This window comes from Frondihabitans sp. 762G35, from assembly GCF_002074055.1.
GTDB lineage: Bacteria > Actinomycetota > Actinomycetes > Actinomycetales > Microbacteriaceae > Frondihabitans.
Window position 1 is genome coordinate 2,175,052 of sequence record NZ_CP014619.1, and the last position, 26,752, is coordinate 2,201,803.

At 71.1% G+C, this 26,752-nt stretch carries 21 protein-coding genes and 2 tRNA genes; 5 read left to right on the forward strand and 18 right to left on the reverse strand.

The features are described from left to right. Positions 1–54: 54 nt before the first annotated feature. The 14 genes from AS850_RS10380 to AS850_RS10445 form a co-directional block, all read right to left on the reverse strand. Positions 55–2,616, reverse strand: coding sequence for a hypothetical protein (locus AS850_RS10380; RefSeq protein ID WP_119869050.1), 2,562 nt, complete (start codon positions 2,614–2,616; stop codon positions 55–57). Continuing rightward, positions 2,613–4,313, reverse strand: a complete 1,701-nt coding sequence (gene pstS / locus AS850_RS10385; RefSeq protein ID WP_236940679.1) for a phosphate ABC transporter substrate-binding protein PstS — start codon at positions 4,311–4,313, stop codon at positions 2,613–2,615. Before pstS ends, AS850_RS10380 begins: the two co-directional genes overlap by 4 nt. Further along, positions 4,300–5,619, reverse strand: a complete 1,320-nt coding sequence (gene pstA / locus AS850_RS10390) for a phosphate ABC transporter permease PstA (RefSeq protein ID WP_119869052.1) — start codon at positions 5,617–5,619, stop codon at positions 4,300–4,302. Before pstA ends, pstS begins: the two co-directional genes overlap by 14 nt. Positions 5,620–5,623: 4 nt before the next feature. Continuing rightward, a complete protein-coding gene (gene pstC / locus AS850_RS10395; RefSeq protein WP_236940680.1) occupies positions 5,624–6,601 on the reverse strand; it encodes a phosphate ABC transporter permease subunit PstC in 978 nt (325 codons plus the stop codon). A gap of 433 nt (positions 6,602–7,034) precedes the next feature. Beyond that, positions 7,035–7,110: transfer RNA gene (locus tag AS850_RS10400), tRNA-Thr, on the reverse strand. Positions 7,111–7,148: 38 nt separating this feature from the next. Continuing rightward, positions 7,149–7,823: a TetR/AcrR family transcriptional regulator gene (locus tag AS850_RS10405; protein ID WP_119869054.1), complete on the reverse strand. Its 675-nt coding sequence runs from the start codon at positions 7,821–7,823 to the stop codon at positions 7,149–7,151. A 14-nt stretch (positions 7,824–7,837) separates the two neighbouring features. Beyond that, positions 7,838–8,986 (reverse strand): DNA polymerase III subunit delta', encoded by a 1,149-nt coding sequence (locus tag AS850_RS10410; protein WP_119869055.1) that lies wholly within the window; start codon positions 8,984–8,986, stop codon positions 7,838–7,840. A gap of 10 nt (positions 8,987–8,996) precedes the next feature. After that, a complete protein-coding gene (gene tmk, locus AS850_RS10415) occupies positions 8,997–9,632 on the reverse strand; it encodes a dTMP kinase (protein WP_119869056.1) in 636 nt (211 codons plus the stop codon). Continuing rightward, positions 9,632–12,613 (reverse strand): type I DNA topoisomerase, encoded by a 2,982-nt coding sequence (topA, locus tag AS850_RS10420; protein WP_119869057.1) that lies wholly within the window; start codon positions 12,611–12,613, stop codon positions 9,632–9,634. Before topA ends, tmk begins: the two co-directional genes overlap by 1 nt. 209 nt (positions 12,614–12,822) lie before the next feature. Further along, positions 12,823–13,251 carry an Rv3654c family TadE-like protein gene (locus AS850_RS10425; protein ID WP_119869058.1) on the reverse strand — a complete coding sequence of 143 codons (429 nt, stop codon included), beginning with the start codon at positions 13,249–13,251 and terminating at the stop codon, positions 12,823–12,825. Then, entirely contained in the window at positions 13,248–13,604 is a 357-nt protein-coding gene (locus AS850_RS10430; RefSeq protein WP_119869059.1) for a TadE family type IV pilus minor pilin, read from the reverse strand. Before AS850_RS10430 ends, AS850_RS10425 begins: the two co-directional genes overlap by 4 nt. Before the next feature lie 4 nt (positions 13,605–13,608). Beyond that, positions 13,609–13,878, reverse strand: coding sequence for a DUF4244 domain-containing protein (locus AS850_RS10435; RefSeq protein ID WP_119869060.1), 270 nt, complete (start codon positions 13,876–13,878; stop codon positions 13,609–13,611). 60 nt (positions 13,879–13,938) lie between these two features. After that, positions 13,939–15,051 carry a type II secretion system F family protein gene (locus AS850_RS10440; RefSeq protein WP_119869061.1) on the reverse strand — a complete coding sequence of 371 codons (1,113 nt, stop codon included), beginning with the start codon at positions 15,049–15,051 and terminating at the stop codon, positions 13,939–13,941. After that, a complete protein-coding gene (locus AS850_RS10445) occupies positions 15,048–15,929 on the reverse strand; it encodes a CpaF family protein (RefSeq protein WP_442856888.1) in 882 nt (293 codons plus the stop codon). Before AS850_RS10445 ends, AS850_RS10440 begins: the two co-directional genes overlap by 4 nt. Positions 15,930–16,604: 675 nt before the next feature. Here AS850_RS10445 and acs point away from each other — a divergent pair. Continuing rightward, positions 16,605–18,569 (forward strand): acetate--CoA ligase, encoded by a 1,965-nt coding sequence (gene acs, locus AS850_RS10450; protein WP_119869063.1) that lies wholly within the window; start codon positions 16,605–16,607, stop codon positions 18,567–18,569. A 4-nt stretch (positions 18,570–18,573) separates the two neighbouring features. On the opposite strand, the gene AS850_RS10455 is transcribed toward acs, so the two are convergent. After that, positions 18,574–19,047 (reverse strand): RidA family protein, encoded by a 474-nt coding sequence (locus AS850_RS10455; protein WP_119869064.1) that lies wholly within the window; start codon positions 19,045–19,047, stop codon positions 18,574–18,576. Next, positions 19,047–19,205 (reverse strand): hypothetical protein, encoded by a 159-nt coding sequence (locus tag AS850_RS16530; RefSeq protein WP_164088428.1) that lies wholly within the window; start codon positions 19,203–19,205, stop codon positions 19,047–19,049. Before AS850_RS16530 ends, AS850_RS10455 begins: the two co-directional genes overlap by 1 nt. A gap of 81 nt (positions 19,206–19,286) precedes the next feature. Between AS850_RS16530 and AS850_RS10460 the strand changes: the two genes are divergently transcribed. From AS850_RS10460 to AS850_RS10470, 3 genes are all read left to right on the forward strand, one after another. Beyond that, positions 19,287–21,806, forward strand: coding sequence for a transglycosylase domain-containing protein (locus AS850_RS10460; RefSeq protein WP_236940681.1), 2,520 nt, complete (start codon positions 19,287–19,289; stop codon positions 21,804–21,806). Then, positions 21,803–22,774 (forward strand): metallophosphoesterase, encoded by a 972-nt coding sequence (locus tag AS850_RS10465; protein WP_236940682.1) that lies wholly within the window; start codon positions 21,803–21,805, stop codon positions 22,772–22,774. Before AS850_RS10460 ends, AS850_RS10465 begins: the two co-directional genes overlap by 4 nt. A gap of 47 nt (positions 22,775–22,821) precedes the next feature. Continuing rightward, positions 22,822–22,895 (forward strand) — tRNA-Pro (locus AS850_RS10470). 335 nt (positions 22,896–23,230) lie between these two features. Here AS850_RS10470 and AS850_RS10475 read toward each other — a convergent pair. Next, the gene (locus tag AS850_RS10475) at positions 23,231–24,475 is read right to left on the reverse strand and encodes an amidohydrolase (RefSeq protein WP_119869067.1); all 1,245 of its coding nucleotides are present in this window, start codon (positions 24,473–24,475) and stop codon (positions 23,231–23,233) included. A 130-nt stretch (positions 24,476–24,605) separates the two neighbouring features. Between AS850_RS10475 and AS850_RS10480 the strand changes: the two genes are divergently transcribed. Beyond that, complete coding sequence (locus AS850_RS10480) at positions 24,606–26,114, forward strand: DUF4333 domain-containing protein (protein WP_119869068.1); 1,509 nt, start codon at positions 24,606–24,608, stop codon at positions 26,112–26,114. Between the two features lie 31 nt (positions 26,115–26,145). On the opposite strand, the gene AS850_RS10485 is transcribed toward AS850_RS10480, so the two are convergent. Then, the gene (locus tag AS850_RS10485; RefSeq protein WP_119869069.1) at positions 26,146–26,751 is read right to left on the reverse strand and encodes a thymidine kinase; all 606 of its coding nucleotides are present in this window, start codon (positions 26,749–26,751) and stop codon (positions 26,146–26,148) included. Position 26,752 lies beyond the last annotated feature (1 nt).

The window sequence follows — 26,752 nt, forward strand, 5'->3', positions numbered from 1 at the left end:
GCTGGTGCGGGTGGTGCGGTCGATGAGGTCTGTGGGGGTCCGGGTCGTCCCGGCCTAGAGGTCGAGCAGGGCGAGCTTCTTGCCCCGGCGGGTGAGGAGCGGGCCGGCCGCCAGCGAGGGGATCCCGAGGGCGAGCGCACCGGCGAGGCTCATGCGAGCCGCCCCCAGCGGGTCGTCCTTGGTGTGCTGGGTCGGCACGGCCGCCTCGTCCTGGTCGACGGCGCCGACGGGCGTCGTGGCGACGGGGGCGGCCTCGACGGGCGCCGCGGCCTCCGGGATCGCCGCCGTGGCGCCGGAGTCGACGGGCGTGTCGGCGGGAGCCGCGACCGTAGGAGCCGTCGCCACCGGGGTCGGGGTCGGCTGCGCCTTCGGGCACTGCGCGGTCACCACGGCGGGGGTGGTCAACTGGAGAGCGACCTTCTTCGCCCCGGTGGACATCGCCGTGGAGAGCGGGACGTACCCGCCGGGGAGGTCGCCGCGCGCGTCTCCTGCGGTCTGCCCGCGGCCCGCGGCGTAATCGATGAGCCGTGCGTAGTTCACGCGCTCCGCCGGGGTGGCGGCGCAGACGTTGACGGCCGCGTAGCTGAGCATCGACAGCGGGTACGCGTCGACGGCACGCGACGAGGCGTCCGCCACGAGGACGCCGGGGACGTCCGAGGGCTTCATCGCGGCCACGCCCTTGCCGATGGAATCGGTCGTGGGGGCGATCGCCTGACCGGCGCCGTTGACGAGCTTGGCCGTCGCGAGCCCGTACCGGGCGGCCGACGCGGCATCGGTGACGGACAGGATGAAGCGGCTCCCGGGAACCTGCGCGCCGAGCGACGTGTAGCCCTTCGGCTGCCCGTACGGGTTCCAGGAGTCCTTCTCGTTGGGGTCGGCCTTGAGCGTTCGTGACGCCCCCTCGTGCATGTCGTTCATGTAGGGGCGCATGTCGAGGGTCCCGAACCCGGTCTCGTCCTTGTCGCCGCCCTTGGCCACCGTGAGGTCGGCCTTCGGGAAGGTGTCGAGGGTCGTGTCCGTCGCGAGGCCGAGAGGAACGTAGGACGGGTTGATCCTGGTGCCCCACTCGTCGGCGTGCCCCTGGAGGAACGACTCGGCCAGCGGATCCGACCGTATCCACGCCCAGACGCGCGCGTTCGCGTCCGACGACCCGAGCGCCACCATCAGGCCCGCGGGGCTGACGTCGCTCCGGCTCTTGGCGAAGGTCGGGTTGAGCGCCAGGAACTCCGGGTCGGTCACGAGGCTCGAGGGGTTGGCCTGGACGACCCTGTCGGCGAGGCCGCGCCCCGGGACGTCGGCCTGGTAGGTCTGGGTGAGCAGCTTCGCGACGAGGCGCGCGTTCAGGGTGAGGTCCCGATCCTGCAGCCCGTTGCTGTCGATGGCGGGGGCGTCCGGATAGAGGCGGTAGTCGATCGTGAAGGCGACGACGATCGCGTTCTCGGCGACCGGCGCGTAGGCGATGCTCGTGCCGGAGGACGTCGCCGCGTCGAGGGGCGAGTTGACGAGGGCGAGGCGGGAGGCGCCGTCGATCGTCGACACGATCTGCTTCTTGGCCTCGTCGTCGCCGATCTGCGAGAACCCGTACGTGGTGCCGAGACCGCAGAGGGCGGGCTGCCAGGACGTGACGGCCTCCGTCACGGTCTCCGAGCCGACGAGCCGCTCCTCGGCGTTCCCGATCGGGCAGGACTGCGCGACCGACTGGAAGCCCAGCTTGACGGCCACGCGGTTGCGCCAGGCCGAGGCCGACAGCGGGGAACCCGTGATCCTGCCCGCCGCGTTCTCGGTGGAGGCGCTGCCGTCGAGGTTGTGCTCGCCGCGCGGGACGATGACCAGCCAGCAGGAGCGGGGCGTGACGCTGCCCTTCACGGAGCTGTCGTCGGCGCCGCAGCCGAGCTGGGGGGCCTGGAGGTTCGTCTCGGTGGCGAAGGTGACCTGGCCGGAGCCGTTGCGGGCCGTCCTCGCCGCGCTGATCTCGTTGGTGGTCGTCGCGTCGAACTGCTTCGAGAGGTCGACCGTCGACTTCGCGAGCGTGCCGTCGACCGCGCGGAAGGGCACGCGATAGGCCCGGAGGAATGGGTTCTCGATCGGCGGGTCGAGCAGGAGATCCGGATCCGCGGCGTCGCCCGAGAGCTGCGGGTCCTGGAGGGGATCGTCTCCCAGGACCAGGTCGCGCTTCGAGGTCCCCGTGCCCATGAGCGACGCGAGCGTCGCCGACGGCGCACCCCAGAGGCACTGCTCGGGCGAGGGGCCGGTGGCCTCGTCGCCCCAGCACTGCATCACCTGGACGTAGTCGGTCGAGTACTCGCTCGCCGGCGTCGCGACGCCGCCGGTCCAGGAGACGGTGACGCCCTGGTCGACGAGGTTCTGCGTCTGGCTGACCGAGAAGCTCATCTTCTGGAAGGCGGCCGCGTCCGGGTTGTCCGACGCGGTGGCCGGGTCGCCGAGCTGCTTCTGGGCGTCGGTCCACGAGACCGTGACCGCGGATCCTGCCGGCGTCGGGCTGGTGGCCGCACCGGCCGGGATCGTGGCCAGGAGGAGCGCCCCCGAGACGGTGGTGGTGACGAGGCCGAAGGCGAGGGCCGCGCGGCCGAGGCGGACGAGCTGCTGGTGCCTCACTTGCGGAGCCTCCGTCGCGACAGCATCACGCCGATCAGCGCGGGGATGAAGACGATGCCGAGGAGAGCGGCCACGGCGCCGACCATCATGGTCTGCTGCGGTCCCCAGGAGCCGTCGCTCGCGACGCTCACGGGGAGCGCCACCACGTTGGTGCAGACCCCCGAGTCGGAGTCGCAGGAGATGGGCGACCCGTTGCTGAGGGCGTTCGCCGTCGTCGCGCTGCCGCCCGAGCCGGACGACGCCCCGCCGCCGGAGCCGGACGCGCTCGAACCCGATCCCGATCCGGATCCCGATCCGCTGCCGCTCCCTGCGGAGCCCGAGCCGCCACCCGACCCCGAGCCGCCGGAGCCCGAGGCCGACGTCGTGCCGGTCTTCGTGCCCGCGGTCGTCTGGGTCGGCGTCGCCGTGCCCTTCGCGCCGCCGGTCCCGACCGTGCACTGCGTCGCGCCGAGCTTGTCGCAGGCGGGCGGCTGAGGCGCGTTCTTCGCGAGGGTGTTGCTGCCGTCGGCCGAGAACGTCGGGTTGTGGCAGGTCTTGATGTCGACGGTCTTCGCCACGACGCCCGGGATCCTGCGGACCTGGTCGAGGCCGGCCTGCACGAGGTTGATCGGGAGCGGCGAGTAGCCGAGGACCTCCGCCTGCTGCTGCCCCTCGCAGAGGAAGTAGTTCGCGAAGGCGCTGAGGGTCTTCCCCTTGGCGGTCGTGAAGTTCGTCGCCGTCGACGTCGGGACGATCATGTAGGAGTACGACGACAAGGGGTAGGCGCGCGAGTCGGCGTTGTTGTAGACCCCGTCGAGGATCTGCGTGAGATACGAGCTCGACGATTTGTCGGTATTGATCCTGGCACCCAGGAGCCCCACCGCGACGTTCGAGGCCGTCGGTTCGACGTAGTAGCCGGACTTGTTGAGGATCTTCGCGACCGGGTAGCCGGTCTTCAGGGCGTAGGAGTACTCGACGTAGGTGATCGTGCCGACGTTCGCCTTCTGGGCGACGTAGCCGGAGACGCCCTGGGAGTTCGGCTGGGCGATGAAACCCTTGCCCGGGATGACGGGGTAGTTCGACGTGATCCCGCAGGGCGTCGGACGACCGGCCGCGCGGCAGTAGGAGTTCCAGTCGGAGGGGTACTGCTTGCTCATCCAGGTCGTGAACTGCGCGGTCGAGCCGGAGCCGTCGGAGCGGACGACCGGAACGATCTGACGCTTCGGCAGCTCGAGTCCGGGGTTGTCGGCCTTGATGGCCTTGTCGTCCCACGAGGTGATTCCGCCGGTGAAGATCTTCGTGAGCACGGGCCCGGAGAGCCGGAGGTTCGTGACCTGCTTTCCCCCCGAGACGAGGTTGTACATGAACGACGTGCCACCGGCGACGATCGGCATGTACGCGTAGCCCACGGTCGGCGGGGCGTCGGTGACCCCGCCGTCCTTGATGCCGTAGGGGATCTCGGAGACGGCGAAGTCGACCGTCCCCGCCTTGAACTGGTTCCGGCCGTCCGACGACCCCGTGCTGGCGTAGTCGATCTGCATGCCGTACTGCTTGACGTTGACCGCCCACTGCTGGATGGCGTTCGAGCTCCAGGACGACCCCGCCCCGGAGATGCGGGTGTAGGTCTCGGCGTGGGCGGCGGCCGCCGGAGCGAGGGCGACGGCGACGGCGAACGTCGCGATCACCGCGGCGAGGGCGCGTCGTCTAGTGGTCTTCACGGGGTGTGTCCTTCGTGGAGCGGGTGGTGAGGGTTCGGGTGAGGTTCTCGAGCGCGTCGATGGGACGGGAGACGGCCCGGCCGATCGCGGGGCCGATGGCGCGGAAGAAGTCGGCGCGCCGCTCCCGCCGAGCCACGGTCTCGCCGCCGATGATCCGGGCGACGGCGAACAGCGCGAGCACGAGGAACATGAGGACGGCCGCCGTGCCGAAGCCGCGGGCGATCATGGTCGGCTCGGGCGACTTCACGAACTCGAAGATCGCGAGCGGCAGCGAGATCATCGGGCCGTGGAGGGGGTCGAGGTTGAGCCCGGTCGTGAAACCGGACGTCAGGAGGACGGGCGAGGTCTCGCCGATGCCTCGGGCGGTGGCCAGGATGATCGCGGTCACGAGACCGGACCGCGACGTCGGCAGCACGACGCGGAAGACCGTCCGCCACTGACCGGCACCGAGACCGATCGAGGCCTCCTTCAGCGTCGAGGGCACGAGCCGCAGGACCACGTCGGCCGACCGGATCATGATCGGGAGCATCATCACGCTGATGGCGAGGGCCGCTGCGAGACCGGACTTGTTGACGCCCAGCACCAGGATGACGCTCGCGTAGATGAAGAGCCCGGCCACGATCGAGGGCAGCGCGGTCATGGCCTCGACGATCGTGCGGACGAAGCGTGCGAAGGGGCCGGGCACCTCGTTGAGGAAGAGGGCCGTCGTGATCCCGAGGGGGACGGTGATGACGAGCGCGATCGTGATCTGGATCAGCGAGCCGGCGATCGCGTGGACGACGCCACCGGAGGTCAGCGGATCGAGCGGTCCCGTCAGCGACATGTCCCGCGTGTAGAAGTTCCAGTGCGGCAGGGCGTCGAGCCCCCGGATCACGCTGAAGGCCACGACGAAGACGAGGGTGGCGAACACCGTGAACGCGAGGCTGTGCACCGCGACGGCGATGACGCGGTCGCGGACGACGGGGCCGGTCTCGTCGATCGCGACGAGCACGGCGTACACGAGCACGAAGAGGACGTACGCGACAGCGGCGAACGCGATCGGGCCCGAGACCGGCGCGAGCTGGGCGAAGACGAGGCTCGTCACGCTCAGGGAGGCGATCGCGGCGCCGACGATCGAGAGCAGGTCGCTGATGCGGATGCCGTTCGAGCGCTTCTGCTCGGGACCGCGGCGCGGCTCCCGCTCGAGACGGGGCAGGACGGTGCCGCTCCCGGATCCTGCCGGCCCGGCGACCGGGATCGGGAGGGTCGTCGTGGGCGGGACGGTCGACACGGGGGTGCCCGACGGTGCTTCGAGGAGGTCGGTCATGAGGTCAGCTGCTCGCACCGGAGCGGGACCGCGCGACGACGGCCGACGCGGCGAAGTTGATGCACAGGGTCATCAGGAAGAGCGTGAGGCCGGCCGCCATCAGCGCGGACGTGCCGAACGGGGTCGCCTCGCCGTAGCGGAGGGCGATGAGCGACGAGACGCTGCTGGCCCCGGACTGCAGGATGTGCGGCTGGATGACGAAGATCGGCGAGATGATCATGTACACGGCGATGGTCTCCCCCAGCGCCCGCCCGAGCCCGAGCATCGTGCCGCCGATGATGCCGCCGCGGCCGAACGGGAGGACGACGCTGCGGATCATGCCCCAGCGCGTCGACCCGAGTGCCAGTGCCCCCTCCCGCTCGCCGAGCGGCGCCTGCGAGAAGACCTCGCGCATGATGGACGTGACGATCGGCGTGATCATGAGTCCCACGACGATCCCCGCGATGAAGGTCGACGAGGTGTAGACCGTCGAGCTCGCGAGCGGGTCGCCGAGGTCGACGCCGTCGACGCGGAAGAGCGGGATCCAGCCGAACCACTGCGAGATCCACCGGGCGATGGGCGTGATGTTGCCCTGGAGGAAGAAGAAGCCCCAGAGTCCGTAGACGACGCTGGGGATCGCCGCCATCAGGTCGACGAGTCCGATCAGGAACGCCCGGATTCGGGCCGGTGCGTACTCGGTGATGTAGAGCGCCGTGCCGAGCGACAGCGGGACCGCGAACACGACGGCGACCCCGGCGATGAGCAGCGTCCCCACGAGGACGGCCGCGATGCCGAACCGGCCGGCGTCCGGCTCCCACGCCTGCTGCGTGAAGAAGCCGAGGCCGGCGACGCCGAGGGCCTGGGCGGCGCGGACGGCGAGGAAGATCCCGACGAGGGACATGATCCCGAGCACCAGGATCCCCCCGGTGCGCGCGACGGCACGGAAGCGCACGTCGGCGGGATCCCGCACGACGGTGAGCAGGCGCGGTGAATCAGTGGACACGGGTTCCTTCGAGGGAGCGGGCTTCGGGGTACGTCCGCCGTCTCCCGCCGTAGCGGGGATCCGGATCGAACGGGCACACCATGGCAGGCCGGCAGCGTCCAAAAGGCCGTGCTCGGATGGCGCCTGTGAGTCGCCCATGTGAACAGCGCGTGAGAATTCTGGGGGTACCGGTTGGTTCGGGGTACGCCTCGGCATCGGTTCTCGGTAGACGGAGCGTTCCGGGGGACGCTTTCCGGGGGACGCGCGTGCCAGCGCCCGGAGACGACGCTGTCCCCCGACGGCAGCGGGCGCGGAGCACGGGCTCGGGCGCGCGCGGGAGAAGCGAAGAGGCCCGGCGCGGACCCCGTGTGAACGGGATCGGCGCCGGGCCTCTTCGGATGCGGGCTTCGATGACGCTGCGGGTCTCGAAGACGCTGCGGATCTCGAAGACCTGTGGAGCCGCCTGTCAGAATCGAACTGACGACCTTCTCATTACGAGTGAGACGCTCTACCGACTGAGCTAAGGCGGCGCGTTTCGAGGGTTACCCCGAACGCACAGTCAGATACATTACCTGATCTCGGGAGCCTCTCGTGACAACAGCCGACCGAGGCTCGAGAAGCTCGCCTCGAGGTTCTCCCGGAGGCTCGTCTCGATGTCTTCGTGGTGGCCGTCGGGGTGTTTCTGCTCGACCCATTCGGCCCAGCCGTGGCGCAGCGCGGCCATCGTCACGAGGGCGGCGAGGCGCGCCTCGCGTCCGAGTCGCTCCTCGTCGGCGGCGAGGTCGGGATCGTCGGCGGCGAGGCGCCTGCCGAGGACCTCGACCAGCTGAGCCTCGAAACCGTGCATGGAGGCTACCCTCCGGGCGAAGAGCTCCGGGTGCGACCGGATGACCTGGCGCCGCTTCAGGACGAGCTCGCGGTCGGTGATCGTGGCACCGGTCGCCTCGTCGAGGAGCTCGACGACGTCGTCGAGCAGGCGCCCGTCGGCACCCCGGTTCACGAAGCGCTCGACGGACTCCCCCGTCGGCATCTCCGGCGGATCGCCGATGAGAGCCTCGTCTTTGGAGGTGAAGTAGTTGAAGAACGTGCGCGGCGAGACGTCGGCCCGGCGGCTGATCATCTCCACCGTGACCGCGTCGTAACCCTTGTCGCGCACGAGCGTGATGGTCGCGATCTGGATGGCTCGCCGGGTGGCGAGTCGCTTGCGTTCTCGGAGGCCCGGCGGGTTGTCGTCGTCGCTCATGGGAACATCCTGGCCTATCGAGCGGTGTGGCGGCTGACCGCCACGAGCATGGCCTCCAGGGCGAGGGCCGGAGCCACGTTGCCGTCGATCCGCGTGCGCGCGGTCGTGATCGCGTCGATGACCCGGAGGGTCGACGCGGGGGTGGACGCTGTCGCGGACGTCTCGAGATCGCCGCGGATGGCCCCGTTGATCGGCTCCTCCGCCACGCCGAGCTGGAGCAGGAGGACGTCGCGGTAGAGCGAGAGGAGATCGACCAGGATGCGGTCGATGCCGTCGCGGAGGCTCCGGGTGGCCCTCCGCTTCTGGTCGTCCTCCAGGGCGCGCAGCTGCGCCCGGAGCGCCGGGGGGACGGTGCCGCCGGCCGCGATGCCCAGGGACCGGAGCGCGCTCTCCCTCTCCTCCGCGTCGCGCTCCAGCGTGATCGCCTTCGCGTCGTCGCCGGCGACGGCGAGCAGAGTCGAGGCCGCGATGACGGCGTCGGAGACCGACCGAATGCCGAGAGCGGTCTGGAGCGTCTGCCTCCTGCGGGCCCTTGCGTCGGGGTCGGTCGCGAGACGGTGGGCCATGCCGATGTGGCTCTGCGCCTCGCGGGCGGCGCGCTCGGCGGTCTCCGGGTCGACGCCGTCGCGGTCGCGCAGGAGGCTCGCGACGTCGGCGATGGACGGCACGCGGAGGCGGACGCTCCGCACGCGCGAGCGGATCGTCGGGATGAGGTCGGCCTCGCTCGGCGCGCAGAGCAGCCAGACCGTGCGGGGCGGCGGCTCCTCCAGGGCCTTGAGCAGGAGGTTCGAGGTGCGCTCGGTCATGCGGTCGGCGTCCTCGATGACGACGACGCGGTAGCGGCCCACGGACGGCGAGAACTGCGAGGCGCTGACGAGGCTCCGGACCTCGTCGATCGTGATGATCACGCGCTCGGTGCTCAGGACGGCGAGATCGGGGTGCGTGCGCGCCTGGACCTGCCGGAGAGTCGCGCCCTCGTCGTCCGGACCGCGCGACAGGAGCGCGGCTGCGAAGGCGTAGGCGAGGTTCGACCGCCCGGACCCGGGCGGGCCGGTGATCAGCCACGAGTGGGTCATGGCGATGTTGCCCGGGGCCATGCTCGAGGCGGCGCGGAACGCCTCGATGGCGTCCGGCTGGCCGGTCAGGTGATCCCACACTCCCATTCGAGCCCCCTCAGTCGTCCGTCGCGGCGGGCAGCAGGCTCGCTACGCGCTCGCGCACCGCGGTCGCGATCTCGTCGACGGGCAGCGACGCGTCGAGGACGAGGAATCGCGTCGGCTCCGCCTCGGCGAGGGCGAGGAAGGCGCTTCTCACCCGACCGTGGAACTCGGCCGCTTCGGCTTCGAGCCGGTCGTACTGCGTGCGGCTCCTGTCGAGCCGCTCGCGGCCCGCCGCCTCGTCGAGGTCGAGGAGGACGGTGAGATCGGGCAGGAGCTCCTCGGTCGCCCAGAGGGACAGGGACCGGACCTCGTCGGCACCCAGGATGCGGCCGGCACCCTGGTAGGCGACGGACGAGTCGAGGTAGCGGTCCTGCAGAACGATGTCTCCCCGCTCGAGGGCGGGACGGACCACGGTGGCGACGTGGTGGGCGCGGTCGGCGGCATAGAGCAGAGCTTCGGCGCGCGGCGAAATGTGGCCGCGTCGGTGCAGCACCATCTCGCGGATCTCGACGCCCAGGTCGGTGCCGCCGGGCTCGCGCGTGCGGACCACAGGGTGGCCCGACTCCTGCAGCCAGGCCTCGAGGAGGGCGGCCTGCGTCGACTTGCCGGCGCCGTCGCCCCCCTCGAGGGTGATGAAGAGGCCCGCCACTACTCGGAGCCGGTCGAAGCCGAGGCCTTCGAGACCCCCGTCTTGGCGGCGGGAGCCCGACGCGTCGTGGCAGCGGGCTTCTTCGCTGCAGTGGCCTTCTTGGCCGCGGCGGTCTTCGTGGCCGTGGTCTTGGTGGCGGCGGTCTTGGTGGCGGCGGTCTTCGCGGCCGGCTTCTTCGCGGCCGGCTTCTTGGCGGGAGCCTTCTTCGCGACGGGCTTCTTGGCGGGCCCCTTCGCGCGCTTGTCGGCCAGCAGCTGGACGGCGCGTTCGAAGTCGACCTCCTCGACGGTCTCGCCGCGCGGGATCGTCGCGTTGGTCTCGCCGTCGGTCACGTAGGCGCCGAACCGGCCGTCCTTGATCTTGATCGCTTTGCCCGAGACGGGGTCGGCGTCGAACTCCTTGAGGGCGCTCGAGGCACGACGAGCACCGTACTTCGGCTGCGCGTAGAGCTCCAGGGCGCCGGCGAGATCGATGTCGAAGATCTGGTCCTCGCTGGTGAGGGACCGGGTGTCGGTGCCCTTCTTCAGGTAGGGACCGTATCGACCGTTCTGCGCCTGGATCTCGTCGCCCGACTCCGGGTCGAGACCGACGGTGCGCGGGAGGTCGAGGAGCCGGAGCGCGGTGGCGAGGTCGATCGAGTCGACGTCCATCGACTTGAACAGCGAGGCCGTGCGCTCCTTCGGAAGGGCCTTCTTGGCGGGGGCCTTCTTCGCCGGGGCCTTCTTCGCCGTGGTCGTCTTCGCAGGAGCCTCGGTGAGGGTGGTCGCGCCGGCGGACGCCGCGGCCGTCTCGAGGACCTCGCCGGTGTCGGCGTTCACCTCGAGCTCCTCGATCGTCTCCGGAACCTCGATCGGGCGCTCGGTGACGTAGGGGCCGAAGCGGCCGTCCTTCGCGACGACCTCCTTGCCCGAGTCGGGGTTGACGCCCAGGACGCGGTCGCCGATGACGGGGGCGTCGATCAGCTCGCGGGCCTTCGCGGGGGTCAGCTCGTCGGGTGCCAGGTCTTCTGGCACGTTGACCCGACGCGGGGTCTCCGGGTCGTCTCCGGGCGCCTCCAGGTAGGGGCCGTAGCGCCCGATCCGCAGGGTGAGACCCTCGCCGAGCGGGATCGAGTTGATGTCGCGCGCGTCGATCTCGCCGAGGTTGTCGATGACCTTCCGGAGACCGCGGTGGGTCGCGTTGCCGAAATAGAAGCCGTTGAGCCAGTCGACGCGGTCGGCCTCGCCGCCGGCGATGAGGTCGAGATCGTCCTCCATGCTGGCGGTGAAGTCGTACTCGACGAGGTCGCTGAAGTACTCCTCGAGGAGACGGACGACGGAGAAGGCGATCCAGTTGGGGACGAGCGCGGTGCCCCGCGGCGTGACGTAGCCGCGGTCGACGATGGTCGACATGATCGCGGCGTAGGTGGAGGGCCGCCCGATGCCGAGCTCCTCGAGCGTCTTGACGAGGCTCGCCTCGGTGTAGCGCGGGGGCGCGCTCGTGTCGTGACCCTTGGCCTCGACATCGTCGGTGCTGAGCTTCTGCCCCTCCTTGAGCACGGGCAGCTTGGCCTCCGCGGCCGGTGCGTCTCCGTGGCGCTCCTCGTCTCGGCCCTCCTCGTAGGCGGCGAGGAAGCCGCGGAAGGTGATGACGGTACCCGTCGCGACGAACTCGGCGAGGGTCCCCTTCGACGAGCCGGGGACGATGCCCTCGACGGCTTCGACGGTGGTCGCGGCGACGACGACGGACGCCGTCGAGCCCTTGGCGTCGGCCATCTGCGATGCGACGGTCCGCTTCCAGATGAGGTCGTAGAGCTTCCAGTCGTTGCCTCGGAGGGTGCCCTCGAGCTGCTGCGGCGTCTTGAAGGTGTCGCCGGACGGGCGGATCGCCTCGTGCGCCTCCTGGGCGTTCTTGCTCTTGCCCGTGTAGAGGCGGGGCTTCTCGGGGATGGTGTCGGCGCCGTAGAGGCTCGACGCCTGCGATCGCGCCGCGGAGATGGCCTGCTGCGACAGCGCGGGCGAGTCCGTTCGCATGTAGGTGATGTACCCGTTCTCGTAGAGAGACTGGGCGACGCTCATCGTCTGTCGCGCGGAGAAGCGGAGCTTCCGGGCCGCCTCCTGCTGGAGGGTCGACGTGGTGAACGGGGCGGCGGGGCGGCGCGTGTAGGGCTTCGACTCCACCGAGCGCACCTCGACGTCGACCTCGGGGAGGTACAGGGCCGTGGCCAGGGCCTGCGCGGCGGCGGAGTCGAGGGCGATCGCCTCGCCCTTGAGGTTCCCTCGGTCGTCGAAGTCGCGGCCGGAGGCGATCCGGCTCCCGTTGACCCGCACGAGACGGGAGGAGAACGGCGAGCGCTCGGTCGTCGGTGAGAAGACCGCGGTGAGATCCCAGTACGAGGCCGAGACGAACGCGAGTCGCTCGCGCTCCCGGTCGACGACGAGGCGCGTCGCCGCGCTCTGGACCCGGCCGGCCGACAGACCCGGACCGACCTTGCGCCAGAGGACCGGCGAGACCTCGTAGCCGTAGAGGCGGTCGAGGATGCGGCGGGTCTCCTGCGCGTCGACGAGAGCGGTGTCGAGCTCGCGGGTGTTCTCCTGGGCCTTCTGGATGGCGTCTTTCGTGATCTCGTGGAAGACCATCCGCTTGACGGGGACCTTGGGCTTGAGCTCCTGCAGGAGGTGCCACGCGATGGCCTCGCCCTCGCGGTCCTCATCAGTGGCGAGGTAGAGCTCGTCGGCGCCCTTGAGAGCGCGCTTCAGGTCGGCGACCGTCTTCTTCTTCGCGTCGGAGACGACGTAGTAGGGCTCGAAGCCGTTCTCGACGTCGACGGAGAACTTGCCGAGGGAGCCCTTCTTGAGCTCGGCCGGGAGGTTCTTGGGCTCGACGAGGTCGCGGATGTGACCGACCGAGGCCAATACCTCGTAGCCGCTGCCCAGATACTGGCCGATCGTCTTGGCCTTGGCGGGCGACTCGACGATGACCAGTTTCTTCGTGCCTGGCACGGGACTCCTTGCGTGGTGATGGAAGAGCTGCCTGCGAACCGCGCAGACGACTTGGAGACGGAGAATCGACGTCGTGCTCGTGGCACTGCACTCGGTGTTCCGTCTGGTGGGTGCCCGGCGGCCTCATCGCCTCGACGATCGGTGGGATCGTGCGGTGCCGGTGCACCCGACAGGCACACCATACACACACCGGCCCCCGGTCCCGCTCCTCATTTCTTGGAACCAACACTGCGTCGCCTCCACTCTTCCTCCGACTGACCGGCCGTCGCAGCGGCGCCGATCCGCACCGCGCCGCGACTCGAGGAGACCCGGATCGTGACCGTGGTGCCCTCGACCGAACAGGAGTCGAGTCGTGCTCCGTTCGCGCCGACGACGAGGTCGGCGACGACGCACGGAGGGCCGACCGCGAGGCCCGCGGCCGCGTCGGCGGCGCCGATCGCCGCGGCGTCGGCGGTGGCACCCAGCCGGTGGCGCTCGGTCAGCAGAGCCGCCGACGCGGCCGCGGAGACGGCGAGCGCCGTCGCGGCCCCGAGGACGGCCACCGCGACGAGCGAGGCCGCCCCGCGCTCGTCGCGGAGCGCCGCTGCGGCCGACGCGCGTCTGCTGACCGCGGGTCGACCGCTTGCGGAGGCGCTCATCGACCGCCCTCCGGAGCGCAGCTGCGCGCCACGAGCGGAACCGCCTCGGCGACCGGGCCGAGGGGGACGGACCGCTCGAGGCGCACGCACACGAGTTCGCCGCGCTCGACCGAGGTCGAGGCGCCGGGGGCCAGGGCACCGACGATCCGCTCCGCGAGGCCGTCGTCTCCCCGACCGAGCGCCCGCGCGGCGATCCCCGCCGCGTCGGCCAGACGGACGGCCTCCGTCGCGACGCCGAGTGCGGCGACGACCGTCGCCAGGACGACGACGACGACCGGGGCCACCAGGGCGAACTCCACGGTCACGGACCCGGACTCGTCGGCCAGGCCTCGCCGGAGACGACGCTCGCTCACGACGTCACCCGACCGACAGTGCCTGGCGCACCAGGTCGGTGAGGACGCCGCGCACCTCGTCGGACCGGAGGATCGTGACGAGCAGCCCCGCGAACGAGACCGCGGCCATGATGACGATGGCGTACTCGGCTGTCGCCGCTCCCTCGTCGCCGCGGAGCACCCGGAGAAGAGAGAGCGCCCCCGGCCGACCGGCCCCGCGCGGGGAATCGGCGACGACGCTCGTGCGGATGGGGAAGGGGTAAAGGGGACGTTTCTGGCGAGGTGACGGTGTCATGTCTCCATGCTCGCCGCGGAGCGATTCCCCCTGGACGCGCGGCGACGATCCGTGGAGAACTCACGCCGCACCGAAGCCTGTGGAGGAGAGGAGAGCGACGAACAGCGGCACGACCCCCACCAGGAGGAACGCCGGCAGGATGCACACCCCGAGCGGCAGCATCAGGGCGATCCCCAGCCGCTCGGCGGCCACGGCGGATCGGGCGCGGGCATCGCGGCGGCACTCGTCGGCCGCGGCTCGCAGGAGCCCCGCCGCAGGAACCCCCGCCCCCTCCGAGAGGTCGACCAGCGTGTCGATCTCGACGGCGGGGCTCCGCGCGTGAGAGCCGACGCAGAACTCCGACAGCGCACGGTCGACGCGGCTCCTGGCCGACGTCCAGGACCCGCCGCCGGAGAGGGCCACCGCGAGGAGCTCGAGGTCGAGCCCCGGAACCGCGTCGGACGGCGTCGCGCGCCGCACCAGACGGGCGTTCCAGGCCCGGGCCGCCGAGACCAGCCCGCCCGCACCGACCAGGCAGAACCAGCCCACCGGACGTCCGATCAGGACCGCGAGGGTGTCGAAGCCGAGCAGCAGCCCCATCAGCAGGCCGACGACGGGCAGGGCGAGCACCACGCGAGCGGTCGAGACCGGGCCGCTGAGCGCGACGGCCTGGTCGCGGCGGGACTGCTGAGCGGCTCGCGCCGCGTCGGCGGTCGCGCGCAGGCACGCCGCGAGGGGCGCCCCCGACTCCTCGGCGACCGACCACGCGGCCGCGACCTGGCGCCACTCCGCGGCCGTGACGGCGGAGGGGCACGGCACGGCCGCATCCGCCAGCGCCGCATCACCCGGCCCCGCACCGGGCACGCCCGGGGTGGCGACAGCACCCGGAGCCGCGACCCCGAGGATCCTGCGCGCCCAGGTCGGCGCGGACGACAGGCCCCGGAGCAGTCGCACCACCGGCGACGCGTCCCGCGGCGCCACGGCCTCGGCGTGCAGAGCGACCTCCACCAGTGCCGGAGCCCCGGGCCGTCCCTCCGCGAGCGCTTCCGCCATCCCGGCGACGACTCTCCTGTCGGAGCCGCTCCGCGTCGCGCGGGCGAGGTGGGCCCAGGCCGCAGGAGGCGCGACTCCGGCCTCCAGGAGGACGGCGAGTCGGTCGAGCAGCGGGGCGAGACCGCTGCCCGTGGCGATCACGGAAGCTCCGCGACGGTCACGGCGAGTCGCGAGTCGGCGTCGAGCCGGAGCTCGCCGATCGCCGAGACGACGCGACTCTCCGCGCGTCTCTCGAGATGGACGAGGGCGTCGAAGGCCGTGACCGCCTGGCGCGCGACCGCCTGGGGCGAGAGACCGGCCAGGGCGCCCAGGGCCTCCAACCGGGCGGGGACGGCTTCGAGCCCGTTGGCGTGGAGGGTTCCCGCGCCGCCGTCGTGGCCGGTGTTGAGCGCGGTCATGAGCTCCCGCAGTTCGGCCCCGCGGCACTCCCCCACGACGAGGCGGTCCGGGCGCATCCGGAGCGCCTCGCGGACGAGTCGGCCCAGATCGATGCCTCCCGCGCCCTCGAGGTTCGGTTGCCGCGCCTCGAGCGAGACGACGTGGGGGTGGTCGATCCGGAGCTCGGCGACGTCCTCCAGCGTGACGATCCGGTCGCGCGGGTCGGCCGTGGCGAGAAGGGCTCCGAGGAGCGTCGTCTTACCGCTTCCGCCGGCGCCGGTGAGAAGGAGGTTGGCTCGCGACTCGACCAGTCGCTGGACGGCGGCGCGCGGAACCCTCGCGAACAGTCCCGCGTCGTCGAGGTCGTCGAGACCGAGGCGGACGACGCTCGGGACGCGGAGGGACAGAAGCGCGCCGCCCCGCGAGACCGGGGGCAGGACAGCGTGCACGCGGATCCCGTCGGCGAGTCGGACATCCGCGCACGGCGTGGCCTCGTCGACGTGTCTCCCGCCGAGCGCCACGAGCGACACGGCGAGAGCTCGTGCCGAGGTCGGGTCGAGGTGCAGGGTCCGGATCCGTCGGAGACCCGAACCGCGATCGCACCACACCTCGCCGGACGCGTTGACGAAGACGTCCGTCACGGCGGGGTCCGCGACGAGGGAGGTCAGGGCTCCGAACTGCGGCGGGATCCTGCGAGGGTCCTGATTCTGTCCCCCGTTCGCAAGGCCTGTACCCCGGACGGAACGGTCCGCCCGGCGTCTCTCTGCGACGAATCGACCGCCGTGGGACGGGACCGTGCGGGCGGTCGCCTGCGGGGACGGGGAGGGCGTGGGCGTCGTCATGCTCGACGGTAGCCAGGAGTCACCGGCGGTAGACCGTTCTGCACACCCCCGGCCCGCCATCCACGGCGATCCGGGGCCTGTGGAGGACTCGACGGGGCCGGCCACGGTGCCGACCGTCGCGCGCCCCGAGACCACGCCGGGCGGATCCCGGCCGTTAAACGAAGAGGGGCGGCACCGGTTGGGGGGAACAGGTGCCGCCACGGCAGCACTCGATTGGGGGGAATCGGGCGTGCTGCCAGCCGAACGAATCCGACTTCGTTGAGTGTACCCCAAAACCGGTTGCGCGCAAGGACATGCAACGGAGACTTCGAGAGAGTTCTCGAACGCTCCTCGCGACTCCGTGCGGAAGCCCGCCGGCGAGCACCGGAACGACCCGGGGCCGGGGCGGATCGGTCACCGGAGTAGGGTCGTGCGAGGTATCGATCGCGTGCGCCGGAGGCTCGCGCGACAACGCAATGACGCGGAAGGACGACCATGCCCGACAACATCGACAACCTCCTCACGGAGACGCGTCGGTTCGCTCCCTCGGACGAGTTCGCGGCGGGAGCCGTCGCGACCGACGCGCTCTACCGGGAGGCCTCGGACGACCGGTTGGCCTTCTGGGCGGCGAGGTCGCGCGAACTCCTCACCTGGCAGAAGCCGTTCACCGAGGTCCTGGACTGGTCGAACCCGCCGTTCGCGAAGTGGTTCGCCGACGGTCGGCTGAACGTGGCCTACAACTGCCTCGACCGCCACGTCGAGGAGGGGAACGGCGATCGCGTCGCCATCCACTGGGAGGGCGAACCGGGCGACTCGCGGACCATCACGTACGCGGAGCTGACCGCCGACGTCAAGAGGGCCGCCAACGCTCTCCTGTCCCTCGGCGTCAAGCCGGGCGACCGGGTCGTCATCTACCTCCCCCTCGTCCCCGAGGCGGTCGTCTCCATGCTCGCCGTCGCCCGGATCGGGGCGGTCCACTCGGTCGTGTTCGGCGGGTTCAGCGCCGAGAGCATCCGGGCCCGCGTCGACGACGCCGGCGCGAAGGTCGTCATCACGGCCGACGGGGGCTGGCGGAAGGGGGCCGTCAGCGCCCTCAAGCCGGCCGTCGACGAGGCGCTCGAGACGGCGACCCACGGCGAGACCACGGTCGAGAAGGTGATCGTCGTCAAGCGCGGCGGCAACGACGTCGCCTGGGACGACTCCCGCGACGTCTGGTGGGACGACCTGATGGAGGGCGCCGACGACGAGCACGTCGCCGAGGCCTTCGAGGCCGAGCACCCGCTGTTCATCCTCTACACCTCCGGGACGACGGGGAAGCCGAAGGGAATCCTGCACACCTCGGGCGGCTATTTGACAGGCGCCGCCTACTCGCACCGGAACGTCTTCGACCTCCACCCCGAGACCGACGTGTACTGGTCCACCGCCGACATCGGCTGGATCACCGGCCACACCTACGTCGTCTACGGCCCCCTCGCCAACGGCGCCACCCAGGTCATTTACGAGGGCACCCCCGACTCCCCCGAGCCCGGCCGCTGGTGGGACGTCATCGAGAAGTACGGGGTCACCCTCTTCTACGCAGCCCCGACCGCGATCCGCGGCTTCATGAAGGCCGGCCGGCAGATCCCCGCGGCCCGCGACCTGTCGTCGCTCCGCCTCCTCGGCAGCGTCGGCGAGCCGATCAACCCCGAGGCGTGGATCTGGTACCGCGACGTCATCGGCGGAGGTGCGACGCCCGTCGTCGACACCTGGTGGCAGACGGAGACGGGATCGATCATGATCTCGGCCCTCCCCGGAGTCACGACGCTCAAGCCGGGTTCGGCCCAGGTCCCGCTCCCGGGGATCGCGATCGACGTCGTCGACGACCGGGGCGAACCCGTCGGCAACGGCGAGGGCGGCCTCCTCGTCATCACGGAGCCGTGGCCGTCGATGCTCCGCGGCATCTGGGGCGACCCCGACCGCTACCGGGAGACGTACTGGGAGAAGTTCGCCGACAAGGGCTACTACTTCGCCGGAGACGGGGCGCGGAAGGACGAGGACGGCGACATCTGGCTCCTCGGCCGCGTCGACGACGTGATGAACGTCTCCGGTCACCGCCTGTCGACGGCCGAGATCGAGTCGGCGCTCGTGTCGCACCCGATCGTCGCCGAGGCCGCCGTCGTGGGCGCGGCCGACGAGACCACGGGTCAGGCCGTCGTGGCGTTCGTCATCCTGCGGACCTCGCAGGCCGACTCGATGACCCCGGAGGAGGCCGTGGCCGCCCTGCGGAACCACGTCGGCCACGAGATCGGCGCCATCGCGAAGCCGAAGACCGTGCTCATCGTCGCGGAGCTGCCCAAGACGAGGTCCGGCAAGATCATGCGGCGGCTGCTCCGCGACGTCGCGGAGGGGCGCGAGATCGGCGACACCACGACGCTCGCGGACACCAGCGTCATGCAGGTCATCCACGCCCAGGTGGGCTGACGGCTCACTCGAACTCGAGGACGAGCTCCACCTCGACGGGCGAGTCCAGCGGCAGCACCGCGACGCCGACGGCGCTGCGGGCGTGCACGCCGCGGTCGCCGAAGATCTCGCCGAGGACGTTCGACGCCCCGTTGATGACACCGGGCTGCCCCGTGAACGTCGGATCCGAGGCGACGAACCCGGTCACCTTGACGATGCGCACCACGCGGTCGAGCGAGCCGATCACGCTCTCGGCGGCGGCGAGGGCGTTGAGCGCGGACTGGCGTGCGAGGTCGTGCGCGGTCTCCGGCGAGACGAGGGCGTCGCCCACCCCGACCTTGCCGGTCGCGGGCAGAACGCCGTCGACGAAGGGCAGCTGCCCCGCCGTGTAGAGGTGCCGCCCCGTCACGACGGCCGGCACATAGGCGCCCGCAGGAGTCGCGACCTCGGGGAGCGCGAGGCCCAGCTCCGCGAGCCGCTCGCCGATCGTCGAGGCCATCAGGCGCTCTGCACGGGGCGCTTGAGGTAGGCGACGAGGCCGCCCTCGGGGGTCTGCAGCACCTGCACGAGCTCCCAGCCCTCCGACCCGAAGTTGTTCAGGATGGCGGTCGTGTTGTGCACGATCAGGGGTGCGGTGAAGTACTCCCAGAGGACCATATTCGGTGTCCATTCAGTCAGTTGCCGTTATCGATCACTTACCCTGATCCTATGTCTGCCCAAAAAAAGAGGCCTACGTCTGTGCTCGGAGCCGTGTTCGGCTTCGTGGGTTTCAGCGCCCTCGCCGGTCTTCTCGTCACCATCGGGGTGACTCCTGCGCTCGCCGTGAGCAGCGTCACGGCGTCCAGCTCCATCGGTGTCTTCGAGAGCCTCCCCGAGTTCATCTCGATCGGGCAGCTCCAGCAGCGCAACCAGCTCTACGCGACGGCGGGGGGCAAGCAGGTCGCCTTCGCGACGCTATACGACCAGAACCGCGTCAACCTCAAGTGGGCCGACGTCTCCGAGAACCTGAAGAAGGCCGCGGTCGACGGCGAGGACCGCCGCTTCTACGAGCACGGCGGCGTCGACCTGACGTCGATCGTGCGCGCCGGGTTCGGAACCGTCTCGGGCGGCAGCCTCGGCGCGGGCGGTGGTGGCTCGACCCTGACCATGCAGCTGGTCAAGAACATCAAGCTCGCGCAGGCGCAGAACGAGCCCGACCTCAAGAAGCAGCAGCAGGAGATCAAGGACGCCACGGACACCTCGATCTCCCGGAAGCTCCAGGAGATGAAGCTCGCGATCGGGCTCGAGAAGAAGTACACCAAAGACGAGATCCTCCTCGCCTACCTCAACATCGCCTACTTCGGCGACCAGGCCTACGGCGTCGAAGCGGCCGCGGAGCACTACTACAACAAGAGCGCGAAAGACCTGACGCCGGTCGAGGCCGCGAGCCTCATCGCGATCGTCCAGTACCCGACGACCAGGAACCTCGCGTCGCCGAAGAACTACGACGCCAACGTCGCGCGGCGCAACGTGATCCTCTCCAGCATGAAGCAGGAGGGCGACATCACGCAGAAGTACTACGACCAGGCCATCGCGACGAAGCCGGGCAGCTACGTCAAGCTCACCCGACCGACGCAGGGTTGCGCCGCCGTCACGTGGCCCGGAGCCCAGAACTTCTGCGACTACGTGCAGCGCAACGTCAAGAACTACGCGTTCCTCGGGGCCAACGCCACCGAGCGCGAGAAGAACTGGCAGACCGGCGGCTACAAGATCTACACGAGCCTCAACCTCGACCTGACGGCGAACGCGAAGGCCCAGATCGACTCGTACGCCCCCAACACCGAGACCCGATTCGACCTGGGCGGTGTCGTCGACTCGGTCCAGCCGGGCACCGGGCGGGTCATCGTCATGGCGCAGAACAAGAACTACGTCCAGGGCTCGGGCGACTCCACGCAGACGTCGCTCAACTTCAGCGCCGACGAGGCCTACGGCAACTCGGGCGGCTTCCAGACGGGATCGACGTACAAGGCGTTCACGCTCCTCGACTGGGTCAAGGAGGGCCACGGCCTCAACGAGTACGTCAACGCGACCCCGCGGACCTTCCCGCAGATGACGCAGTGCGGCTCAACGATCGGCACCCAGGGCTACACGCCCAAGAACGACGAGGGCTACATCCGCGGCAACATGTCGGTGGCGACCGCGACCGCCCTGTCCGTCAACGTCGCCTACGTCGCCATGGCGCAGGAGCTCGACCTCTGCAACATCGCCGACGTGGCGAAGTCGCTCGGAGTGCACCCGGCCAAGACGGGCGCGACCCTCGAGGCGAACCCCTCCTCCGTGCTGGGGACCAACTACATCGCGCCCCTGACGATGGCGTCGGCCTACGCGGGCATCGCCAACAACGGCGTCTACTGCGCGCCCATCGTCGTCGACAAGGCGGTCGACTCCACGGGCAAGGACCTCGGCGGCCAGCCGAAGGACTGCAAGCAGGCCGTCTCCGCCGACGTCGCCCACGCCGCGGTGTACGCGCTCAAGGGCACGCTGACCGGCGGCGGCACCGCCGTCGGTGCGAGGCCCTTCAACGGTCCGCAGATGTTCGCGAAGACCGGGACGACCGACGCCGCCGACCAGATCTGGCTCATCGGCTCCACCACCGCACTCACGACGGTGACCTGGATGGGCAACATCGAGGGCAAGCAGAGCCTCCGCACGGTCTACGGCCCGCACGGGGCGTACGCCTCCTCGCGCGCCGCGCTGTTCAACTCGATCCAGACCATCAACAACACCGTCTTCCCCGGCGGCGACTTCGTGGATCCGACCTCGAGCACCCTGATCGGCAACGGGGTCCCCGTGCCCTCCCTCGTGGGGCAGGATGCCCAGACCGCCCAGTCCACGCTGGCCAACGCCGGGCTGACCTACGTCGACGGCGGCGCCCAGGCGTCCTCGCTGCCCGCCGGTCAGGTGAGCGCCACGGATCCTGCCGGCGGCACCACCGTCGCGAAGGGCTCGCAGATCACCGTCTTCACGAGCGACGGTTCGCAGGCCTCGACGGTGCCCGACGTCACCGGGAAGAAGCTCAAGGACGCCCTCGGCGACATCTCCGGCGCCGGCTTCGACGCTTCGAAGGTGACGGAGAACTTCGTGAAGGGCGACGACGGCGACCGGTGCAAGGTCCAGTCGTCGACCCCGTCGGGCGGCTCCTCGGCCGCGAAGGACACCGTGATCAACCTCGTCGTCGGCGGCGGGAAGAGCGGCAAGGACCCCGGTAACTGCTCGTGAGTCGATCCTCCTCGAGGTCCCTCGGCGGTGACGTCGCCTTCGCGGCCGCCGCCGCCGGAGCCGCCGCCGCGGTGGGTGCGTTCGCCTGGGGCGCGCTCGTCGAGCGCAGCCGCTTCACGGTCCGTCGCGAGACGGTCCCGATCCTGCCGCCCGGCTCCCGCTCCCTGACGGTGCTGCACCTGTCCGACCTGCACATGGCCCCCTGGCAGACCGACAAGCAGGAGTGGATCCGCTCCCTGGCCGTCTACGAGCCCGACCTCGTCGTCGACACCGGCGACAACCTCGGGCACGTCGACGCCTACGACGCCGTCGAGTACGCACTGGAGCCGTTCCGCGACGTCGCCGGCGTCTTCGTGCACGGCTCGAACGACTACGTCGGCCCGCAGTTCAAGAGCCCGTTCCGCTACTTCGGCGGACCGAGCGCCCCCCTCACGAAACCCGTCGAGCTCGACAACGCCCGGCTCACCTCGTTCTTCGAATCGCTCGGCTGGCTCGACCTCGACAACACGGCGCGCGCCATCGAGATCAAGGGCAACCGCCTCGAGTTCTTCGGCGTCAACGACGCGCACCGCGGCTGGGCCCGGCTCGAACGCCTCCCCGGAGCCCTCGACGAACTCCGCGAGAACGTCGGCTGGCAGGACGAAGAGGGTCCGGAGTCGGTCAGCATCGGCCTCACGCACGCCCCCTACCAGCGCGTGCTCGACTCCTTCACGACCAACGGCGCCGACCTCGTCTTCGCCGGCCACACCCACGGCGGCCAGGTGTGCGTCCCCGGTTACGGGGCGCTCGTGACCAACTGCGATATCCCGCGAAAGCAGGTGTCCGGTCTCAGCATGTGGAACCACGCGCGTAAGTCGACCTACCTCGAGGTGTCGGCCGGGCTCGGCACCTCCATCTACGCGCCCGTCCGGTTCGCCTGTCGGCCCGAGGCCGTCGTGGTGACATTGACCGCCTCCGACATGGGCTAGGATTGATTCGCTGCACGGGGCCCCTGGTTCCGGCAGCAGACACACCTCGGGGTGTGGCGCAGCTTGGTAGCGCGCCTCGTTCGGGACGAGGAGGTCGTGGGTTCGAATCCCGCTACCCCGACGAAAAAATGGCCGGGCCCTTGGGTCCGGCCATTTTTTCGTTCCCTTATGGCCGCGCCGGTCCCCGCCCGGCGCGGGCACGGGGTCGATGCCGCACGGCGCCGGTCCCCGCCCGGCGCGGGCACGGGGTCGATGCCGCACGGCGCCGGTCCCCGCCCGGCGCGGGCACGGGGTCGGTGCCGCAGGTCGCCGGTCCCCGCCCGGCGCGGGCACGGGGCCGATGCCGCACTACGCCGGTCCCCGCCCGGCGCGGGGTCGGCCGGGCCGGTGAGATCGCACCCCGCGTCGGGTGAGGCGACGGCAAGCGACGCGGAGTGCGATCCCGGCGCGGGGCGGTCAGGAGGCGAAGCGCGCCAGACGGTCGGACGTGACGCCGCGGTGGGCGACGTCGTCCCACTCGTAGACGGTCTCGCCCGCGATGAGCACGTGCTCCGCGCGGCTCGCCACGTCGAGGGGATCGCCCGACCAGATGACCACGTCGGCGTCGAGACCGGGGGTCAGCGAGCCGATGCGGGCGTCGAGCCCGAGGATCCTGCTGGGATTCACCGTGAGCGCCTCGAGGGCGACGTCGCGCGACAGGCCGTCCTTGACCGCGAGCGTCGCCTGGTGCACGAGGAAGTTGATCGGCACGACCGGCGCATCCGTCGTGATCGCCACCAGGACGCCCGCCTCGGCGAGCGCCACGAGGTTCGTGATCGCGCGGTCCTTCAGCTCGACCTTCGAGCGCGACGTGATCATGGGGCCGAAGATGACCGGGATGTCGCGCTCGGCGAGCACGTCGGCGAGCTTGTGCCCCTCCGTGCCGTGGTTGACGACGAGGCGGTAGCCGAACTCGTCCGCGAGCCGGATGGCCGTGGCGATGTCGTCGTGGCGGTGGGTGTGCTGATCCCAGGCGAGCTCGCCGTCGAGGACGCGGGCCAGCGTCTCCAGCTGCAGGTCGCGCTTGAACGGCTCGCCCTTCGAGGCCGCGTGGTCGCGCTGAGCCCGGTAGAAGCGGGCGTTCTCGAAGGCCTGGCGCAGCACGTAGGCGACGCCGAGTCGGGTCGAGGGCATTTTGTCTTTCGACCCGTAGACGCGCTTCGGGTTCTCACCGAGGGCCGACTTCACGCTGACGGCGTCGCTGATGACCTGCTCGTCGATCGTGCGACCGCCCCAGGTCTTGATCGCGACGGTCTGGCCGCCGATCACGTTGCCGCTGCCGGGCTTGACGACGATGCTCGTGATGCCGCCGGAGAGGGCGTCGCGGAAGCCCTCGTCCTCGATGTCGATGGCGTCGATGGCCCGGACACCGGCCGTGTTGGGGTCCGTCATCTCGTTCGTGTCGTTGCCGGCCGGGCCGTTGGCCTCCTCGTGGATCCCCACGTGCCCGTGCGCCTCGACGAACCCGGGCAGGACCCAGCGTCCCTCCGCCTCGATCACGCGCGCACCCTCGGGGACGACGACGTCGAGGCCGACGGCGGTGATGACGCCGTCCTCGATGAGGACCGTCCCTCCCTCGACGGGCGCGGAGGCGACGGGCACGACGTACCCTCCTCGGATGGCGGTGACGCGGGGTCGGGTGCTGTTGTTCTCGTGTGTCATGCCTCCACGCTATTCCCCCGCGGGCGACCGGCGACCCGTCTCCCCCGACGGCGCGACCCTCTCACGGGGGCTCGCCGGCCCGCACGCCCGTGACTAGCGTGAGAACGCACGTCCGCAGAGGGGGACCAGGGTGAGCGACACGACGATGACCGGGCCGAAGCCCGGCTGGTACCCCGACCCGAGCGGCGCCTCGCCCTTCCGCTGGTGGGACGGCTCGACCTGGACCACCCGGGTCGCGCAGGATGCCCAGCCGACCGCCCAAGAAGCGGAGCCCCGCCCGGCAGCTGCCGCCGCCGCACCGTCCGTTCCCGCAGCCGCTCCCGCCGCCGCCCCCGCACCAACCGCTCCCGCCGCTTCCGCCACCCCCGCTCCGGCCTCCCCCGCACCGGCTCCCCTGCCCAGCCGTCGGAGCCTCCGCGCCGCGTCTCCCGCGACCGCGGCCGATCCTCGCTCGCCCGGTTCGATCCCCGTCGCGTCCGCCCCGGTGCCGCGCCCGGCCGGGTCGCCGCCGCAGCCCGTGCGCGCCCGCCTGTCGGCCGCGCAGCCGACCGGCGAGCAGCCCGCCGTCCGTCTGGCCTCCGCCCCTCAGGTGACCCCGCAGGGAGCTCCCCCGGTCGTCCAGCCCCGACCCGCTGCCGTGCCGCTGCCTGCGCAGGCGGCCCCTCAGCAGCCGGTGCCGCAGCAGCCCGTGCTCCTGCCCCCGATGCGCGCGACGACCCCGTTGCGCGCGACGCCTCCCCCCGCACCGGCCCCGCAGGTCGCCGCCCAGCCCCGGCCCGTCCACCCCGCGGGCCCGCAGCAGCCGGCGTTCCAGCCCGGGAACTACGTGCCGCTCAACCCGCTGGCGACGACGGCGCCCGGCGAGGTCCAGCCGACGAGCCCCCCGGGATTCCAGACGCCCGCCGCGTGGATAGCCAACGCACCCGTGCCCGTTCCGACGTACGCCAACCCGGCGACCGCACCGTTCGGCGGGCCCAGCTCCTATCGCGGATCGTTCGCGAGCGACCGCAACTCACCGGCGCGAGCAGCCCTCACCGTCGCCCTGCTCTGCCTCGTCGTCCGCGGCGTACTGAACGGCCTCGTCCAGGTCGAGTCGTTCCGGTCGGGATCGGGTCTCCTGGTGCTGGAGATCGGGGTGCCTCTGCTCCTGCTCGCCGCGGTCTCGCTCTTCCCGCTCGGCATCGCGGGGCTCGTCCGGGCGTCCAGGCTGGCCGGCGCCGGGCGCCGGGCCCTCGGCCGCGCACCCTCGATCATCGCGATGGTCATCGCCTGCCTCGTGCTGGGCTTCACCGGGGTCCCCTTCCTCCAGGGGGTCGCGAACGGAATCCAGGCCGGGCTCGCCGCCCGTCAGACCTCCGCCACCGGAGCGGCGCCTGCCGCCGCCGTCGTGCCCCAGGTCGCCGTCGCGGCGGGCGACGGGACGTACACGTACAACCGGGCGCAGGCCCAGGCCTCGATCGGCGCGGCCTACGCGGCGACGCTCAAGGCGGCCCCGAAGGCCGTCTCCTGCCCCGCCACGGCCTCCATCCAGGTCAGCGTCACCTTCACCTGCTCCGTCACTCTCGCGGGCGGAGAGGCGAGCACAGCGCAGGTGACGATCGTCGACGCGCAGGGCCACGTCGAGGTGCAGGCGCACTGACGCCGCGGAACACGACGGACGTCGTCGCGACCTAGGCCAGCACCCCGCCCGACTCCTCGAGGTAGCAGGCCCCGCAGAGCGACTCGTAGGTGACCGTCTCGCCGTCGATCGCGACCTGGTCGCCGTCGAAGACGTAGCGGCCGGCGATGGTCCGCGCGTTGAACATCGCCTTGCGGCCGCAGCGGCAGATGGTCTTCAGCTCCTCCAGCGAGTGGGCGACCTCGAGGAGACGTCGGGAGCCGGGGAACGCGAGAGTCCGGAAGTCGGTGCGGATTCCGTAGGCCAGCACCGGCACGCCCGACGTCAGCGCGATCCGGAGGAGGTCGTCGACCTGGGCCGGTGCGAGGAACTGCGCCTCGTCGATGAGGAGGCAGGCCACGTCGGAGCCCGTCCGCTCCCGGACCTCGTCGCGGGCGCGCTCGAAGACCGCGATCACGTCGACGTCGGGTGCGAGGAGGACGTCGGCCCTCCTCGTGACCCCGAGACGCGAGACCACGCGGTCGTCGCCCTTCGTGTCGAGGTCGGGCTTGGCGAGCAGGACGTGCTGGCCGCGCTCCTCGTAGTTGTAGGCCGCCTGGAGCAGCGCGGTGCTCTTGCCGGAGTTCATCGCCCCGTAGCGGAAGTAGAGCTTGGCCACT

Coding starts and splice junctions, on each gene's coding strand:
- pstA (WP_119869052.1), bottom strand. CDS start 5,619: ATGACCGACCTCCTCGAAGCACCGTCGGGCACCCCCGTGTCGACCGTC.
- AS850_RS10405 (WP_119869054.1), bottom strand. CDS start 7,823: ATGAGCGACGACGACAACCCGCCGGGCCTCCGAGAACGCAAGCGACTC.
- AS850_RS10410 (WP_119869055.1), bottom strand. CDS start 8,986: ATGGGAGTGTGGGATCACCTGACCGGCCAGCCGGACGCCATCGAGGCG.
- AS850_RS10425 (WP_119869058.1), bottom strand. CDS start 13,251: ATGAGCGCCTCCGCAAGCGGTCGACCCGCGGTCAGCAGACGCGCGTCG.
- AS850_RS10435 (WP_119869060.1), bottom strand. CDS start 13,878: ATGACACCGTCACCTCGCCAGAAACGTCCCCTTTACCCCTTCCCCATC.
- acs (WP_119869063.1), top strand. CDS start 16,605: ATGCCCGACAACATCGACAACCTCCTCACGGAGACGCGTCGGTTCGCT.
- AS850_RS10455 (WP_119869064.1), bottom strand. CDS start 19,047: ATGGCCTCGACGATCGGCGAGCGGCTCGCGGAGCTGGGCCTCGCGCTC.
- AS850_RS16530 (WP_164088428.1), bottom strand. CDS start 19,205: ATGGTCCTCTGGGAGTACTTCACCGCACCCCTGATCGTGCACAACACG.
- AS850_RS10475 (WP_119869067.1), bottom strand. CDS start 24,475: ATGACACACGAGAACAACAGCACCCGACCCCGCGTCACCGCCATCCGA.